We start from the raw sequence: 16,707 nt of genomic DNA, 5'->3' as shown, positions 1-16,707 counted from the left end.
AGAGTGTAATTTCTCAACCAAAACTATACAGTTAAAAATGCAACGGATTACAATTCATCCTTCCCAACTCCAAGAACAACAACTTTTATTAACTCCCCAACAACAACATTATTTATTGCGGGTGTTGCGGTTGCGGGATGGGGATAAATTTATTGCGATGGATGGTATGGGTAAATGGTGGTTAACCCAGCTCATAGGAGAAACAGGAGAGATTATAGAATTACTTCAGGTGAAAACCGAGTTACCTGTATCTATAACTTTGATGATGGCTTTACCAAAGGGAAATGGTTTTGATGATGTTGTCCGGTGTTGTACAGAATTGGGAGTAACTTGTATTTTACCTGTTTTGAGCGATCGCACCCTCATCAACCCTAGTTCACAAAAATTAGAACGTTGGCGAAGGATAGCCTCAGAAGCCGCTGAACAGTCAGAGAGAGCCTTTGTTCCCACCATTTTAGAACCTGTAGCTTTTAGCACCGCATTAAGTGAATGTAAAGTAAATCACCGTTATATCTGTGAAGCGCGTGGAGATTATCCGCATTTGAAAAAAGTGCTAAATAACTGCTCTGATGAAATTATAATTGCGATCGGACCCGAAGGAGGGTGGACAGATCAAGAACTGGAAATAGCAATAAAATCAGGATTTCAACCTGTTTCCCTTGGCCGTCGTATTCTCCGCGCAGTCACAGCGCCGATTGTTGCATTATCCTTGATTGCTGCTACTTGTGAAGTATAAATAATATATCTCACGCAAAACGATTACGCTTTTTTTGCGTCTTTGCTTCTTGGCGCGAGACATTCATATCAAGTTTATTAAAAGTCATGCTGGAAGAAGTTATCGCCGCCTTTGAACGCAAAGACTATCAAACCGCAGCTAAATTAATCAAACCTTTACTCAAAGAGTCACCAGAAAATCCTTGGGTGCAATTTTATCTCGCCCGGTTACAGGAAGTTTCTGGAAAGCGACAAGAATCAGAAAAAATTTATCGTCAACTACTAAAAGTAACAGTAAATAACAAAATCTTGTCACAAGCACGTCAAGGTTTACAGCGAATAAAAGAAATACAGCAAGAAGAAAGACAAAGAGCAATTGTTCAAGCAACATCAGAACCAAGTAACATCGAACAGGGAATATTAGTTTTAGAACCAATTAACAGTGAACAAAAAACTATAGTTGCGCCAAAATTTGCCGAAATTATGCAAATAGATACCTACTCAGCTAGACTGATGTTACCAAGTCGCAGTTGGAGAATCTACAGAACAGGAAAAATAGGTGAAATGCAATTTTATGGGACACAGTTACAACAAGCTGGAATTCCCTGCTTTTGTCTAAAAATATCACAAATTCAAGCAATTCAAGTATATCAAGTCAAATATTTTTCCGCATCGCCACAAAACCCAAACGTTGTATGTTTGAGTTCAGAAAATCAACTTGGTTCTTTTAGTTTTGAGTGGTCAGAAGTTACAGCCAGAGTTGTAGGATTATTACCTATTTTTGAACAAGTTGTAGATATCAATGTCCGTGGTAAATTAGAACGTAAAACCCAAACTCAAGACTATGCCCAATTTTGTGATTTACATCTACCTGGAAGACGTACAATTTTGCGAATTTATGACAATGGCTATGAATTTCAACAAGGTTTAGAAATTACTCCCCAAGCCACACAAAACACCATTAGAATTAACTGGAATGGTTTGATGAATTGGGTTGAGAAAAAATTACCTCTAGTTAAAGTTTGGTCAGAATTTCAGCCTTTTGGAGAAAAAGTTTTAGATCAAACAGAAGTGCTAAATCAAATTCCTCCTCATATACAACTATTTAGGAGAGAACAGACTAATTGGGATTCGGCATTTCAGTTATACAGTGGAATTGTATTTGTTAAAAATGCCTCAACCAAATCATAAATAGGGAAAGGTTAGATTTTGGATTTTGGATTAAATGTAGGACTTATTTTTTGTTGGTAGTCAGGGCTTTAGCCCTAACTGCGATCTATATATTCTGCATTAAACCAATTAATCAATCCAAAATCGTCAATCCAAAATCTGTAAGTATTCAGCTATAGCAATAGTTCACACCCAGATCCCCGACTTCTGAAATCAATTTATCATTTATGGACACAATAAACAAAAGAAGTCGGGGATCTTATCGCCTCACCTGAATTCTTACCAAAATCCAAAATTAATTTATCCAGGTACTTTTACTTGACTCGCCATATCCAGAAAACTATTCATGTTCGCACCAGGACGACGACGACCAGCAGAAGATTCAGTCATTAAATATTTAGTGGCAAAATTTGTTTCAGTTGCTTCTGTTGGTTTAGCGGGTGTCGGTTTGCTTACTTTAGCAGGTTCTACTTTCGCTGCTGCTGGTTTAATGGGTTCTACTTTCGCTGCTGTTGCTACTGACTTAGCTTCAGCAGGTGCTGGTTTGGTATCACCAGCTTCTTCTTTTAGTTCCAAATAGTATTCATCTTTTTTGCCAAATAACCCACCGATGAAACCAAAAATACCACCGATTAAATTTTTGATAAATCCAAACATGACAATTTCTCCTGCTTTTAATATTTTGCAATATCACCGTAATTATTAATCATTGCAACATAATCTTACATTTTGTTGCCATAATTGCTTCCGGTAATCATTCTAGGGATTTTTACTTAATCACCTTGTAGTCATACTATAGGGCAATTGTTATGACTTCATTACAACCATTAGCGACCTATAGTGACTGCGAACTAATTATTAGATTTTACTGTATCTACGAGCAAGATTCTGAGACTTTCCTTAATAAAAATTAATAATAACTGACTGGCTGCAAAAACTGTCATAGTCTCTGGGTTGATAGCTCTGGTACTTGGTTATATTTTCTACAGAATCAACTAAAATCTGATTTTATGAATACTGACAATTTTTTACAGATTTATTTTCAAAGTATTACTATGAATAACAAAACAAGAAAGCGGAATCCTGTTTTATTAGTACACGGTATTAATGATACTGGAGCGGTTTTCGATAAAATGGCGTTTTACCTGAGAAAGCAAGGTATGGTGGTTTGTACAGTTGATTTAAAACCTAATAATGGTTCTGAGGTTTTAGACAAGTTAGCACAGCAAGTAGCGGATTATGTAAACGCTACCTTTGCACCAGAACAACCATTAGATATAGTGGGTTTTAGTATGGGGGGAATAGTCAGCCGTTATTATATTCAAAGATTGGGAGGAATAGAAAAGGTAAAGAGGTTTATTACCATTTCCTCACCACATCAGGGAACAAATATTGCATATTTAACTTGGTTAAAGGGTGCTTTACAAATGCAGCCTGATAGTGATTTTTTAAATGACTTAAATTCTGATGTAGAAATGTTGAAGAAGTTAAATTTTACATCTATTTGGACACCTTATGATTTAATTATTTTACCTGCGGAAAGTTCAAGAATACCTTTTGGCAAGGAAGTTATTTTACCCGTTGCTCTTCATCCTTGGATGTTAACAGATAAAAGAACTTTTGAAGTAGTAGCAGCAGCATTAAATGAACCAATTAGTTATTAGTTATTACCTACCTATCACCAATTTTCGTATATTCAGAACTCGTAAAAATTGCCTCTGAATGTCGATAATACTTGAATTCCATTAAGTTGTAAAAAGGATCTTCTAAAAAGAAAGTCTGATGTTCTAGGGGAGAATCAACAAAGCGATTTTTAGGTTCTTCTCGAAAATTTAAATCTTTGATTTTTGCCCTTTCTAGTAATTCTTGCCAATCTTGTTGATAGGTAAAAATTAATCCGAAATGTCGAGGATAAATCGCCTTTTGAGGTATTAGAGGTTCTTTGGTGATGTGTGCCACTAATTGATGTCCGTAAAGGTTGAGAATTAAAGCATGGGGGTTTTCTCTACCGGGGATACAGCCTAAACCATCAACATAAAAGGCTTTGGTTTCGGGGATATCAGTGACAGGGAAGGCGAGGTGAAAGATGGTTTGGTTCATGGTGGGGGCAGGGGAAACGCATCTAAATTATCTTGACAAAATATCATTTTAGTGCATCAAGATGGAAAAATATCTAATTTCATTCAAAATCTGATGAATTCCTTGATTAATATCCTAAAAATTTAATAAATTTTGATTAATTATTTCAGCGGTCGAACCTACCCGCAGTCGCACTAATCCAGTGTTAAAAGACTTGGGACAGTTCCTTGACGATGAGAAAGCAGCGGGTAAACCAGTAAAACTGGTGAGAATGAGGGTAGCAGTAAAGGCGGTAAAACTTCTGTTCAAAATGCTGATTGCGTCCAGAAAAGTTCTAGACTGAAAAATGGATCTAGTAGCGTTAGCATCTTGACAAAAACACCTGTGCGAAAAATCGTTATTGCCGGTAACTGGAAAATGTTCAAAACCCGGTCAGAGTCCGAAGAATTTTTACGCGGATTTCTGCCCCACCTGGAGGAAACAGCCTCAGAACGAGAGGTAATATTGTGTCCTCCCTTTACAGATTTAAGCGTCATGTCCAAATATTTGCACGGCAGCATTATCCATTTGGGCGCTCAAAACGTCCACTGGGAAGAAAATGGAGCCTACACGGGTGAAATTGCTGCTCCCATGCTCACAGAAATTGGAGTGCGTTATGTCATCGTTGGTCATAGCGAAAGACGGCAATTTTTTGGGGAAACAGACACAACCGTTAACCTCCGCCTCAAAGCTGCTCAAAAATATGGACTTACCCCCATTCTCTGTGTTGGTGAAACCAAACAACAACGAGATGCTGGGGAAACCGAAAAACTGATTATCTCCCAATTAGAACAAGACTTAGTGGATGTGGATCAAAGTAACTTGATAATTGCTTATGAACCAATTTGGGCTATTGGTACTGGTGATACTTGTGAAGCTAAAGAAGCAAATCGAGTAATTGGTTTAATTCGCTCTCAATTGACTAATCCTCATGTATCAATTCAATATGGCGGCTCAGTTAAGCCGAATAATATTGATGAAATCATGGCTCAAGCAGAAATTGACGGCGCTCTCGTAGGAGGTGCGAGTCTAGAAGCTGATAGTTTTGCCAGGATTGTTAATTATCAGTAAAACGCCATTTACAGTTTTTTAACAAATCAATTTAGTCCGTTTTAACGGACTTTGGCTATTAGCCTCGGAATTCATTCCGGGGCGGTATGAAATATATGTCAAACCAATTAATTATTAGAAAAAGCTGTTTCATCTGGGGACAACGGACTTATGTGATGGGGATTTTAAATGTCACCCCTGACAGCTTTAGTGATGGTGGTCAATTTAACACAGCTTCAGCCGCTTTAGCCCAAGCGCAAGCAATGGTAAATGCTGGTGCTGATATTATTGATATCGGTGGTCAATCAACCAGACCGGGAGCAGAGCAAATTACCCTCACAGAAGAACTTGACCGGGTGCTGTCTGTTTTGCAAGTAATACGACCAGAAATTTCAATTCCCATTTCTGTAGATACCACTAGAGCAAATGTAGCTAAAGCTGCTGTAGAAGCTGGGGCTGATATAGTTAATGATATTTCTGGGGGTACTTATGACTCACAAATGTTGGCAACTGTGGCTAGTTTAGATGTGCCAATTATGTTAATGCACATCCGGGGAACACCCCTAACAATGCAACAACAAACTGATTATCAAGATTTGATGGCTGATATTTATAGTTTTTTATCTCAACAAATAAAAGCCGCAGTTGCGGTGGGTATTAAACAGGAGAAAATTATTATTGATCCTGGTATTGGCTTTGCTAAAAATTACGAGCAAAATTTAGAAATTTTTCGCCGCTTGCAAACTTTAAAAGTGCTGAACTGTCCCATACTGGTGGGAGCTTCTCGTAAAAGTTTTATAGGGAAAATTTTAAACCAACCAGAGCCAAAAGCCAGAGTTTGGGGAACAGCAGCGGCCTGTTGTGCTGCCATTTTCAATGGTGCTGACATCCTCCGAGTTCACGATGTTTTGGAAATGCGCGATGTTTCTTTAGTTGCTGATGCTATTTATCGACAGGTAGCAGGTGACAGTGAACAGTAAACGGCGATAACTGATCACTGAGCTATTAATTAGCACCATTACCATTACCAGAAGTTTTAATATCATCATCTTTATTTACTGACTCAGCAATTAATTCTTGGAACATATCTGTAGAATTAGCTGGGTCTACAAACACAATTTTGGCGTTATTACTTTCACTAAGTTTTTGACTGGCTTGGACATAATCTTGAGCTACGAGATACCGTAAAAGATCCTTACTTTCAGGATGAGAACGTATAGCTTGAGAAATAATTTCCAGCGAACTTTTAGTTCCTTCGGCTTTTTTAACCGCAGCTTGTCTTTCCCCCTCAGCAGTGGAAATCAGCGCCCGTTTTTTAATTTCCGCAGCGCGTTCTTCTTCCATTGACTTGCGTACAGTTTCAGGTGGTGTTATTCTCTGAATGTCTAACCTAATGATAGTAACTCCCCAATCGCTTGTGATTGGATTTAATTGATCTAATATAGTTCTGTCCATATCTGCCCTAGACATATTAGTATCTTCTAAGGAGTTCTGGGCGATAATTTCTCGCAGTGTAGTTGTGGTTAAATTAGTAAGTCCTTGTTGCAAATCGTCAATTGCATAAAAGCTTTTTTCAATTTCAGTGATGCGCCAGTAAACAACTGCATCAACTTCTAGATAAACACCGTCTTTTGTAATGACATTCTGAGGTTTGATATCTAAAACCTGTTCCCGTGTTGTATCCTCCATAACAATTTGGTCAAGTAAGGGAACTATAAAGTTGAGTCCTGGTTTAAGTTTCCGATGATACCGACCCAAGCGTTCAACCAGGGCTTCATTACCTTGATTAATCAGTTTAGCTGATCCCAAGGCATAACCTATAAGTGCTAAAACTATAGCAATGATTGGCTCCATATATGCTCCTCTTTAGGGTTTGGGATAATTGAGTATAAAACAGCATGATACCATAACGCCAGAATTCAGGAGTCAGGAGTCAGGAGTCATCATAATTATCAAAAGAAAATTTAGGTATTTTCTCATTCAACAATTATTGAAGGCGGCGGTTTTTCTCTATGAATTTAGAGGGTGTTTGAAAAGGCGACTAGAAGTCGCGGCTACACATACAAAACCCATCTCCGTGGGTTTCAAACCCTTAATCTTTCCTTAGTCCACGCAGGTGGTGAGACCAGTCCTGTAGGCGGGTTTCCCGCCGTAGGGAACTGACGAACCCGAAGGGACTTGGCTTGTATAGTAGTGTTCGCGAAGCGTGCCGGAGGCATCTTTATATTCGCCCAAAACTTTTCAAACATTCTCTTAGCCTCCCACATTCATTGCTGCTAAAAAAGCCTTTTGACTCACATCTTTGTAAACTGTTTGTAAATAATTTATCGTGACATCACCCGCAGATGAATTCACTAAACTCTCCTCATCTTTAGCTAGGGGAATTGTACCCAAAACGTCTAAAACTGTCTCACTTACACTAGGGGAAATTACCACTAAAGACGATTCTAGTGGCTCTTGATATTGCCAAAAATTATCTAATTTTAATGAAAAGTTATGTTCATGTTCTATCTGTTGAACTTCTGTATTTGCTGTTTTTAAAGGTTTTTTATCAGATTTTTCTAAATTTTTAGTGTTGCGTAACTGGCGTAAATCACTAATTATTTTTTCTCTGGTGCGTCCCCGTAATTGAAATAAAACAAAGGGATCTTCACTAAAGCGATCGCCTAATTGATAATACACAGCACCAATATGTTTACAAGGTACTGCTTTATCAGGACAAGAACATTTACCGTGAACGTCACCCAAGGTAAAAGGAAATAATGAAAGTCCATTAGATGTAAATACATCTTCGATATTTTGCGGCATTTCTCCCGCTAATAATTTAGCAGCAAAAATAGACTTTTGGGACATAGTTTCAATCACATAACCCCACTCTTCATCACTAAAAGCATCAAGGGAAAGAGAAACCTTATAAGGTTCTGCTTCACTACCTTGCACCCTGGCTAGAACTTTTGCACCTTTAAACTCAATACTCAAAACATTGCCTTGTCTAGAATAATTTCTAGCCCTTTCCAGACGTTTTTTAAACCGATAAGAATCTAGTAAATCTAGCCATCGCTGTGACCACCATTCTCTACTTGCTTGTAGGGTATCATTAGTCATAATTAATGCAAAAATTTGGATAAGGTATACAAGCAAAATACTGGCAATAAAATGATTTTAGCGGATCAAAAAAGGCTTATAGGAGTTATTATTATTCCTATATCAAACATCCTCTAACCAATTTTGCAAATCTTCCACAGTCTCTAAATCAAAAATTGCCTCTCCTAAAGATTCCATAATTTCTATATTTAAACTTCTAATTGCGGTTTCTAGTTCTATATCAATGTGTCCAAATTTCTTATTGATTTGACGGAGAATTAAATTTTTTTCTCTTTCAATTCCTCTTTCAATTCCTTCTTCCATCCAACTAGTGACAATTTGCATAACTTCCTCCTTTTCCTCTGTTATTAATGTACCTATTTCTGTTTGAAATTTCTCTTTTTCTATTTTATTCAATCTCAAATATGTGTCAATGAAACCTGATATCAATTGCATTTTGGCTGGATTTAATTTTAAGGTGACTAATAACCTTAAACATTCTGCTTTGACTTTTGGCCTATCTTCTGGTGCTATACTCATTTTTGACATCAAAGCAGATGCAACTGGATTTGGACGAATTAAAAAGTCTCGCCAGTTGAGTTGATTGAGTTGCACTACTTGATAATTAAATTTTAGCACTTCAAAATCAGGAAAGTTGATTTGATAGTTATTCACAGCTACGGTTTTGGGTGAGTCGTAGGAAAATATAACTATCGGATATATTGGCAAGTCCAATTTTTCATCTAATCTCGCAAAATAACGAAACATTCTTTGATTAAATTTCGGTCTTGCACCTGATTCAGCTTCAATATGAATCACAAAATAAGAAGGTTGACCTAAAAATTTAACTTTGGCTATCAAGTCAGTTTCATATTTGTCTCCTGCGGTGACATCAGTAAATATTTCTTTGTCTAAGAATGTAATTGATCCGTGATCTATATATTCCAAAACTTGAGGAAAGAACAATTCTATAAATTCTATAAAAAAGGTTGATATTAGTTCTTTGAACAAGCGGTCATGGTCTATATTTTCTGTCATCGTTTTATCTAAGTTAGGATTTACATTTTTTATTAGAAAATAATTTTGATTTTATACATATCAAAGTGATTCATTGGAAGATTTATCTTTCCCTAATAAATCAACCTCAATCGTATCTATTTCAATTGTGATTTTCTTTTTACAAAATTTAATACTAGCAATTCTACCAATAATATCTACAGATTCAAAATTAACAGTCTCTTGATTCTTATTTGTAATTTCAATTTTATATCCTGCTTCGTCCAACCATTCAATAACACTACGCCAATTATTTATTTTTTCGTTACATTTACCTACTAAACCCTTTACATATCTATATATAGTGGCACTGAAGTCAGTTTCCACACCTCTAACATCTTTACCTAGCTTATCGGCAATTTCAGCCGGACTGTAACCCAGAAGCAGTCCCCGCAGGTGGAGTTTTTCTACGGGAGTGAGACGTTTACCTTTAACAGAGGCTAAATCAGTGTATAAAGTCTCTAAATCCCAGTTATTAGACGCTTCTACAAACTTTTCGTTAGTTTCTGACATAACGTGATTAAAAAAATACTGATGTAATCCTAACATAAATTCTAAGTAGTGTTAGTCAATACCTGATGTAAGTTAGCTTACCATCATAAATACAAGGTAACTTTATTCATTTTTACCAGGGAATATAAAGTAATTATGCCTATTTACGCTGAATTTGCGGATAACCCTGAACCACGTTGTCCAGTGGTGTTACTGCTTGATATCTCCGGTTCTATGTCAGGAAGTCCTATTGCTCAACTTAATGCGGGTCTTGCTACGTTTAAACAAGAAATAGAACAGGATGCTACTGCTTCTTTGAGAGTTGAAGTTGCTATTATTACCTTTGGTAGTACACCAGAATTACTACAAGATTTTATTACTATTGACCAATTCAATCCACCCCATTTGACTGTAAGCGGTACAACAGCAATGGGGTCAGCAATTCAAATGGCTTTGAGAGAAGTTGAAAATCGCAAAATTGAATATAAGAATAATGGTACTCAATACTATCAACCTTGGGTGTTCTTAATTACTGATGGTGAACCTACAGATAGCTGGCAAAATGCAGCACAACAAGTTAGACAAGCTGATGCTGATCGAAAAATCAGCTTTTATGCTGTAGGTGTTCAAGGTGCAAATATGAAGATTCTCAGTCAGATAGCACCACCAAATACACCTCCACTTAAACTTGACGGATTAAGATTTGCTGACTTATTCCGGTGGTTGTCTGACTCCATGAAACGGGTTTCTAGTAGTAAGGTAGGAACAACTCAAATTTCTTTACCTGCTGTGAGTGGTTGGGCTACTACAAGTACATGATACAGCAATTCTAGATGTTAGATCCCCGACTTCTTTGAGAAGTCGGGGATCTGGAACGGAACTATAGGAGGTGTAATTAATGAAATGGCAAGCTGTAGCTAAAAGCGTAATTGGTACTAAACATATTAAATCTGAAACACCTTGTCAAGACTATTCAGATTATAAGATTCTAGACAAAGAATCAGTTATTATAGGTGCTGTTTCTGATGGTATGGGTAGTGCTAAATTTTCACAAATAGGTTCTCAATTAGCAGTTGAAACTACACTTACTTATCTCCAAAAAGAGGCTATTTGGAAATATAAAATTGATGAAAATGCCTGGAAAGAACATTTTAAAAAGCTATTAATAGAAATTAGAACAAAATTAGGTATTCATGCTAAAGATAATGAATTGAATATTCATGATTTAGCTTGTACCTTGATAGCTTTTGTAGCTACCCCTAAATTGCTAGTTGCTATGCAAATCGGTGATGGTTTAATTGTCGTTGGATCAAATAATGAAGATTATGAGTTATTGTTTCAACCAGATAAGGGTGAATTTGCAAATGAAACTACTCCAGTCACATCTTCTACTGCAATTCATGAAATGCGCTTTTGCTTAAAGTCTAAAGCTTATGATTTTATCTGTGCTGCTACAGATGGTGTTGAACATCTTGCCTTAGATAAAAAAACACAAAGATGGAAACCATATAATAAATTTTTTAATGGTTTAGAAGAATCAATTTTTTCAATCAATACCTTACAACATAAAGAGAGAGAGGTTGATGATTTTCTTAATAATGAAAATCTTAATAAGCGCACAGACGATGATAAAACTTTACTTTTGTGTGCTTATGGTGGTTTTGTAGAAGAAAGGAGATTATATGATGGTGGTATCAAACCATCTCCTGAAGAAATTCCCAACCTCAATGATTTAGATGTTATACAACCATCTCCTCATCCTAAAGATACAGATGAAAAGCTAAAACAGTTTATAGATTTTATTAAAGCAGAAATTACAAGTATACCAGAAGCTCAAGGTATCACACCAATTGTAAATTTCAGCAAAGGTAGCTTGGAAGTTGTCTTTAAATCACCAAGACGTATTCAATATTTTGATGAACTAGTCAGTAAGATTCGAGAAAGAAAAATTATTACTAGTCAAAACTTCATTACTGTAAAAGATTTCACGGTTTATGGAGAAAATTCCGATGACTCTTCTTTATATGCACGAGTAAAAATTACAATTCCTAACATAAACGCATTCAGGATAGTATGCATCTCTGTAGGTACTTTGACATTCTTTGCAATTGTGTTTGGAATTATTACATTTACTCAATCTAATTCTAAGACACCTAAACCTTCTGATGTAAAGACTCCATCATCTTTAACCACACCATCTACATCTTCTCCAGAAAAAACTCCATCACCTAAACCTACACCTACACAATCTTCACCTGCTTTAGAAAGAGGTAGAACACCACCTGAAACACCAAAAGCAAGATCAAGAGAAACTCGGTAACAGTAAAGTGGGAGTAATAGAATTGATATGGTTCGTCTACAATGCAAAAATTCTGGTGAATGGATCGATTTAGTCAAAGAGATTAATAGTAGTGGTGAAGGAAAAATCTATACAACTAATAAAACTGGATTTTTAGCCAAAATTTATCATAATCCTACACCAGAAAGAAGTGCAAAACTTCAGGTAATGGCTAATGACCCACCTACCGATCCTACATTATCACAAGGACATATTTCTATAGCTTGGCCTAAGGATTTACTACAAGATAGTGGTGGGAGTATTTTAGGATTTTTGATGCCGGAAATCAAGAATGGACAAACTTTAATTAAAGTCTATAGTCCTCGACTTAGAAATAAGCAAACACCTGGTTTTAACTGGGTATATTTGCATATAACCGCTATGAATGTTGCCTCTACTATTGATATTTTACACAAGAAAAATTATGTAGTTTGTGATATTAAACAACAAAACCTTTTGGTTCAATCAACTGGTCAAATTTCTATTATTGATACCGATTCATTTCAAATAAGAGACAAAATAACAGGAAAAATTCACCGCAGTCATGTAGGTTCTGGAGAATATACACCACCAGAAATGTTTAATGTTGATTTTACCACAGTTGACCGTTCAGAGTTACATGATCGCTTTGGATTAGCTATAATTATTTGGCAATTATTATTTGGGAATCATCCTTTTTCTGGAGAATGGGTGGGTGGTGCTAATCAGCCAAACATTGATAAACTTATTCATCAAGGTGATTGGATATATGGTAAAAGTTCTAAACTTAAACCTACACCAATATCTATTCCTCTAAATGTTATTCATCCAGAACTTGAAAGACTTTTTCGTAAATGTTTTGATGATGGCAATCGTACTCCCTATGCGCGGCCAAGTGCTGCTGATTGGAAAAACGCTTTAGAAGTAGCAATTCCTGAACTAACACCATGTTCATCTATAAATAACCATTATTATGCAAGGAGTTATGCTAAATGTTACTGGTGTCAAAGAAAAATTCAGATTAATTATGATGCTTTTCCTGCAATACATGGCAGTATTAGAACACAAATTCCTGTAACAGTTTCTGTTAAGAACAATAAAACAAATCAGCAAGTTACAACTATTCAACAAACTCAAACTTTACCTATTAATAAATCTCAACCTGCACAAGTTAGCAATCCTATAACATCATCCAATAGTGTAGCAAAACCTGTAATTTTTAAAGAAAATTGGAAAAAAGCTTTAATTGCTGGTGCTATTTTCATAATAGGTTGCATTATTTGTATTGTTTTCTTTTAAATTTTATTTCAAAGTTTTGTCAAAATTTTAGTAATTGTCACTACTTTATTGTTCTTTATTCCTCATCCTCATCAATAATTGCATTACGGTCAAGTAATAGTAAATTACGCAGTTGATCTGTATCTAATTCAGTTAACCATTCTTCACCAGCACCAACAACTTGTTCTGCTAATTGCTTTTTACTTTCAATCATCTCATGAATTTTTTCCTCTAAAGTTCCCGTACACACAAATTTATGAACTTGGACATTCTTAGTTTGTCCAATTCTAAATACTCTATCTGTGGCTTGATTTTCTACCGCAGGGTTCCACCATCTATCAAAGTGAAAGACATGATTTGCTCTGGTTAAATTCAAACCCACACCACCAGCTTTTAAAGACAGAATCATAATTGGTGGTCCTTGGGGATCGTGTTGGAACCTATCAATCATTTCTTCCCGTTGCTTTTTGCTGGTGCTACCATATAAAAAGAAAATTTCCCTACCTAAACGTTTTTCTAAATAGGGTTTTAACAATTTACCCCATTCCGCAAATTGGGTAAAAATTAAAGCGCGGTTTTCTTCTGCTAAAACTTCCTCTAACATTTCTTCTAAACGTTGTAATTTAGCAGAATTATGTTTTGCTAAACTTGACTCTTTCAAATATTGTGCAGGATGATTACAAATTTGTTTTAATTTAACCAATAAACCTAAAATCATTCCTCTGCGCTGTAAACCTTCTGCTGATTCAATTTCAATTAAAGATTCGTCTACCAACTGTTGATATAGTTGCCCTTGTTCAGCAGTCAAACCGCAAAATACGGTCATTTCTTGCTTTTCTGGCAAATCTTGAATAATTGATTTATCAGTTTTCAACCGACGTAAAATAAAAGGTTGAACTAATGACCGTAATTGCATTAAAGAAGCAGTATCACCATACTTTTCAATAGGCATAGCAAACCGTCTTTGAAAGAACTGTTTATTCCCTAAATATCCAGGATTGAGAAAATCTAAAATAGACCATAATTCCTGCAATCTATTTTCTACAGGTGTTCCTGTTAAAGCAATACGAAATGTAGTTTCTATCTTTCGCACTGCTTGAGATTGCTTTGCATCTGCATTTTTGATATTTTGGGCTTCATCTAAAACAATTATCTGCCAATTTACGGTTTGTAATAACTTAATATCTCGTTGTACCAATGAGTAGCTAGTAATTACTAAATTGTGCTTATTTGCAGTGTCTGTAAATGCCTTACCTTTGGGGCGTTTATCACCGTGATATTCTAAAACTTTCAGAGTAGGAGCAAATTTCTTAACTTCTCTTTCCCAATTTCCTAAAACCGAAGTAGGACATACTAAGAGAACTGGGTTTTCTAGTGCATCTTGTTCTTGGAGATGGAGTAGGAAAGCGATGAATTGGATCGTTTTTCCCAGTCCCATATCGTCCGCTAAACAAGCACCCAAACCCCAACGTTCCAGAAAAGCCAACCAAGCAGCACCACGTTCTTGATAAGGTCGTAATTGTCCGCAAAAATTGCTAGGAGTTGGTAAAGGTTGAATTTCTTGATTATTAGTTAAAGCCCCCACTAATTCTTGTAATGCACCAGAAGCTTCAAAACTAACAACAGGTAATTTTTCAATGACTTGAGTATCTCCTGTGCTAATTCTCAAAGCATCTTCTAATGACAAAGACATCTGTTCTTTGCGAGATGCAAAAAAGTTTTGGGCGGTTTTAATATCTTGGGGACGCAGTTCCACCCACTCACCATTAATTTCTACCAAAGGACTATTTAAAGCTACTAATTTATCAAACTCAGCTTTAGAAATTGTCTGTCCACCAATTGCTAATTGCCATTGGAAATTTAACAAACTTTGTAAACCCAAACGTCCCTGTTTTTTCTTGGGTGGTTCGGCGCTAATTTTCAATCCTAAGCGGTTAGCCCATCCTTCACGATTAGCTAAACTTGGTGGTAAAATTACTCCTAAACCGCTATCTTCTAACCTCCAAGCTATAGATTTGATAAACTCATAAGCTTGCATGGGGGTAAGGACGCAAAATTGCGGAGATTCGGTTTCTAAACTGGGGGCTATAATTGGATACAATCGAGAAGCTAAACCCAAACCCCGCAAAAATGTTTCCTGCGGTTGTTCAATTGTCCGATTTTGATAATCTAATTTTTCAACTGGATAATTCCAAATAGTTTTGGCAGCTATTAAAAATTCCGAATCATCTGCTGCTTGCAGAAAGTAAGCTAATATCCAATCTGTTTTTCCTTCTTCTGGAGGTAGCAATTGAAAACAGGTATGAAATGAAGCTTTGCCTGTTAATTGATATTGTAATGGTAGAGTCCAAGCTTTTATTGCTGCTTCTAATCTTTCCAATCCCATTGCATCAGCATTAATTATGTTAGATGCACCAGTTAAAGCCTGTAACCACTGTTGTACAGCAGGTGGTAAAGACATCATTAATCTATTATCAACGGGAGATTGAGCAGCAATCATTTCGCGGATTTGGGAATCTATAATACTATTGAGAAATCCCAAAATTAATTCTTGTGGTTTTTCCGGTAAATCAACTGCTAAATTATTTTGGTTACAATCTTCCCTATCTTGCTGATAAGTTCGACAAACTAAGGGCATTTTAGCCGCAAATTTTTCTAGCCGAGTAGCATCAATAGCACTATCTAAAAGTACCTGCCATTTAGCAACTACAGAACCATCTGATTCTTGGTGAATAGTTGGTAAAAACTTACAGCGAGCAATTAAATCTAAACTCCAACGAGCTATTTGTACCCAAAAACGTAAATCTCCCCCCAAAAAGGCATCTTTACTATCAGTGGAACTCAATGGTAAAGCGGTAAGAAATTTAATTGCTGCGCTGGGGTTGAGACAAAAACCTTCAATTCGCCAAGGTTGTAGATATTGTGTTGAATTACTATCAATATCTAAGCTGGCAGAATGTACAGGATAAATTATTTTGTCATTTTCAATAAAGTTAGTTTCTAAGGCAAGTATTTGTAATTTATTAGGTAATGTTTTTTCTATTTTAGACTCATTTTTACGAGTTTTTGATTTACTGGTAGCCGGTGCAGACGCTTGAGTTTGAAGATTTTGAATATAATTTTTAACATCTAATTTATTCGTTTCTAACCATTCATTTAACTCTGTTGGTGTCATCGCTAAGGGATTCAACGGTAATTCTATTGAGGTAATAGATTCAACACTAATTGGCAAAGTTCGCCAAGTTTCTCCCCATACAAATAAACAATTATCTTGATTCTTGTGCAACCAAATACTGTGTAGAATTGCCATGTTTCTCTGATACCGATTTTTTGAGTGAGCTAATAGTAGTTATTAGACGCGTAAAATAAGGTTATTTAGGTATAATTTAGAAATTAAATCTGCCTTTTGCCTCCTGTCTCCTGTTTTC

Annotated in this window: 15 protein-coding genes; 8 read left to right on the top strand and 7 right to left on the bottom strand. The window is 36.1% G+C overall.

Annotation, left to right across the window (positions count from 1 at the left end; all coding sequences use genetic code 11):
* Positions 1 to 37 precede the first annotated feature (37 nt).
* Both VB694_RS07410 and VB694_RS07405 read left to right on the top strand, forming a co-directional pair.
* On the top strand, positions 38 to 736 hold the full coding sequence (locus VB694_RS07410) for a 16S rRNA (uracil(1498)-N(3))-methyltransferase (RefSeq protein ID WP_323359672.1): 699 nt from the start codon (positions 38 to 40) through the stop codon (positions 734 to 736).
* An 86-nt stretch (positions 737 to 822) separates the two neighbouring features.
* A complete protein-coding gene (locus tag VB694_RS07405) occupies positions 823 to 1,905 on the top strand; it encodes a tetratricopeptide repeat protein (RefSeq protein ID WP_323359671.1) in 1,083 nt (360 codons plus the stop codon).
* Positions 1,906 to 2,184: 279 nt separating this feature from the next.
* Here the strand turns inward: VB694_RS07405 and VB694_RS07400 are convergent, their stop codons facing one another.
* Positions 2,185 to 2,541 (bottom strand): hypothetical protein, encoded by a 357-nt coding sequence (locus VB694_RS07400; protein ID WP_323359670.1) that lies wholly within the window; start codon positions 2,539 to 2,541, stop codon positions 2,185 to 2,187.
* A gap of 398 nt (positions 2,542 to 2,939) precedes the next feature.
* Here VB694_RS07400 and VB694_RS07395 point away from each other — a divergent pair, with 398 nt between their 5' ends.
* Positions 2,940 to 3,548, top strand: coding sequence for a triacylglycerol lipase (locus VB694_RS07395; RefSeq protein ID WP_323359669.1), 609 nt, complete (start codon positions 2,940 to 2,942; stop codon positions 3,546 to 3,548).
* A 7-nt stretch (positions 3,549 to 3,555) separates the two neighbouring features.
* On the opposite strand, the gene VB694_RS07390 is transcribed toward VB694_RS07395, so the two are convergent.
* On the bottom strand, positions 3,556 to 3,984 hold the full coding sequence (locus tag VB694_RS07390; RefSeq protein WP_323359668.1) for a VOC family protein: 429 nt from the start codon (positions 3,982 to 3,984) through the stop codon (positions 3,556 to 3,558).
* A gap of 363 nt (positions 3,985 to 4,347) precedes the next feature.
* Between VB694_RS07390 and tpiA the strand changes: the two genes are divergently transcribed.
* Positions 4,348 to 5,073 carry a triose-phosphate isomerase gene (gene tpiA / locus VB694_RS07385; RefSeq protein ID WP_323359767.1) on the top strand — a complete coding sequence of 242 codons (726 nt, stop codon included), beginning with the start codon at positions 4,348 to 4,350 and terminating at the stop codon, positions 5,071 to 5,073.
* A gap of 95 nt (positions 5,074 to 5,168) precedes the next feature.
* On the top strand, positions 5,169 to 6,032 hold the full coding sequence (gene folP / locus VB694_RS07380; RefSeq protein ID WP_323359667.1) for a dihydropteroate synthase: 864 nt from the start codon (positions 5,169 to 5,171) through the stop codon (positions 6,030 to 6,032).
* 25 nt (positions 6,033 to 6,057) lie between these two features.
* Here folP and VB694_RS07375 read toward each other — a convergent pair whose 3' ends face one another.
* From VB694_RS07375 to VB694_RS07360, 4 genes are all read right to left on the bottom strand, one after another.
* Positions 6,058 to 6,906 (bottom strand): SPFH domain-containing protein, encoded by an 849-nt coding sequence (locus tag VB694_RS07375; RefSeq protein ID WP_323359666.1) that lies wholly within the window; start codon positions 6,904 to 6,906, stop codon positions 6,058 to 6,060.
* 399 nt (positions 6,907 to 7,305) lie between these two features.
* A complete protein-coding gene (locus VB694_RS07370) occupies positions 7,306 to 8,157 on the bottom strand; it encodes an SWIM zinc finger family protein (RefSeq protein WP_323359665.1) in 852 nt (283 codons plus the stop codon).
* 102 nt (positions 8,158 to 8,259) lie between these two features.
* Positions 8,260 to 9,174, bottom strand: coding sequence for a DUF4351 domain-containing protein (locus VB694_RS07365; RefSeq protein ID WP_323359664.1), 915 nt, complete (start codon positions 9,172 to 9,174; stop codon positions 8,260 to 8,262).
* Between the two features lie 60 nt (positions 9,175 to 9,234).
* Complete coding sequence (locus VB694_RS07360) at positions 9,235 to 9,705, bottom strand: helix-turn-helix domain-containing protein (protein WP_323359663.1); 471 nt, start codon at positions 9,703 to 9,705, stop codon at positions 9,235 to 9,237.
* Between the two features lie 135 nt (positions 9,706 to 9,840).
* On the opposite strand from VB694_RS07360, the gene VB694_RS07355 reads away from it, so the two are divergent.
* From VB694_RS07355 to VB694_RS07345, 3 genes are all read left to right on the top strand, one after another.
* Positions 9,841 to 10,503: a vWA domain-containing protein gene (locus tag VB694_RS07355; protein ID WP_323359662.1), complete on the top strand. Its 663-nt coding sequence runs from the start codon at positions 9,841 to 9,843 to the stop codon at positions 10,501 to 10,503.
* 79 nt (positions 10,504 to 10,582) lie between these two features.
* Positions 10,583 to 12,004 (top strand): PP2C family serine/threonine-protein phosphatase, encoded by a 1,422-nt coding sequence (locus VB694_RS07350; RefSeq protein WP_323359661.1) that lies wholly within the window; start codon positions 10,583 to 10,585, stop codon positions 12,002 to 12,004.
* A gap of 27 nt (positions 12,005 to 12,031) precedes the next feature.
* A complete protein-coding gene (locus VB694_RS07345) occupies positions 12,032 to 13,300 on the top strand; it encodes a helix-hairpin-helix domain-containing protein (RefSeq protein WP_323359660.1) in 1,269 nt (422 codons plus the stop codon).
* A gap of 55 nt (positions 13,301 to 13,355) precedes the next feature.
* Here the strand turns inward: VB694_RS07345 and VB694_RS07340 are convergent, their stop codons facing one another.
* On the bottom strand, positions 13,356 to 16,589 hold the full coding sequence (locus tag VB694_RS07340; protein WP_323359659.1) for a DEAD/DEAH box helicase: 3,234 nt from the start codon (positions 16,587 to 16,589) through the stop codon (positions 13,356 to 13,358).
* Positions 16,590 to 16,707 lie beyond the last annotated feature (118 nt).

Source organism: Anabaena sp. UHCC 0451 (assembly GCF_034931405.1).
Lineage (GTDB): Bacteria > Cyanobacteriota > Cyanobacteriia > Cyanobacteriales > Nostocaceae > RDYJ01.
This window is presented reverse-complemented; position numbering and strand designations above follow the sequence as displayed.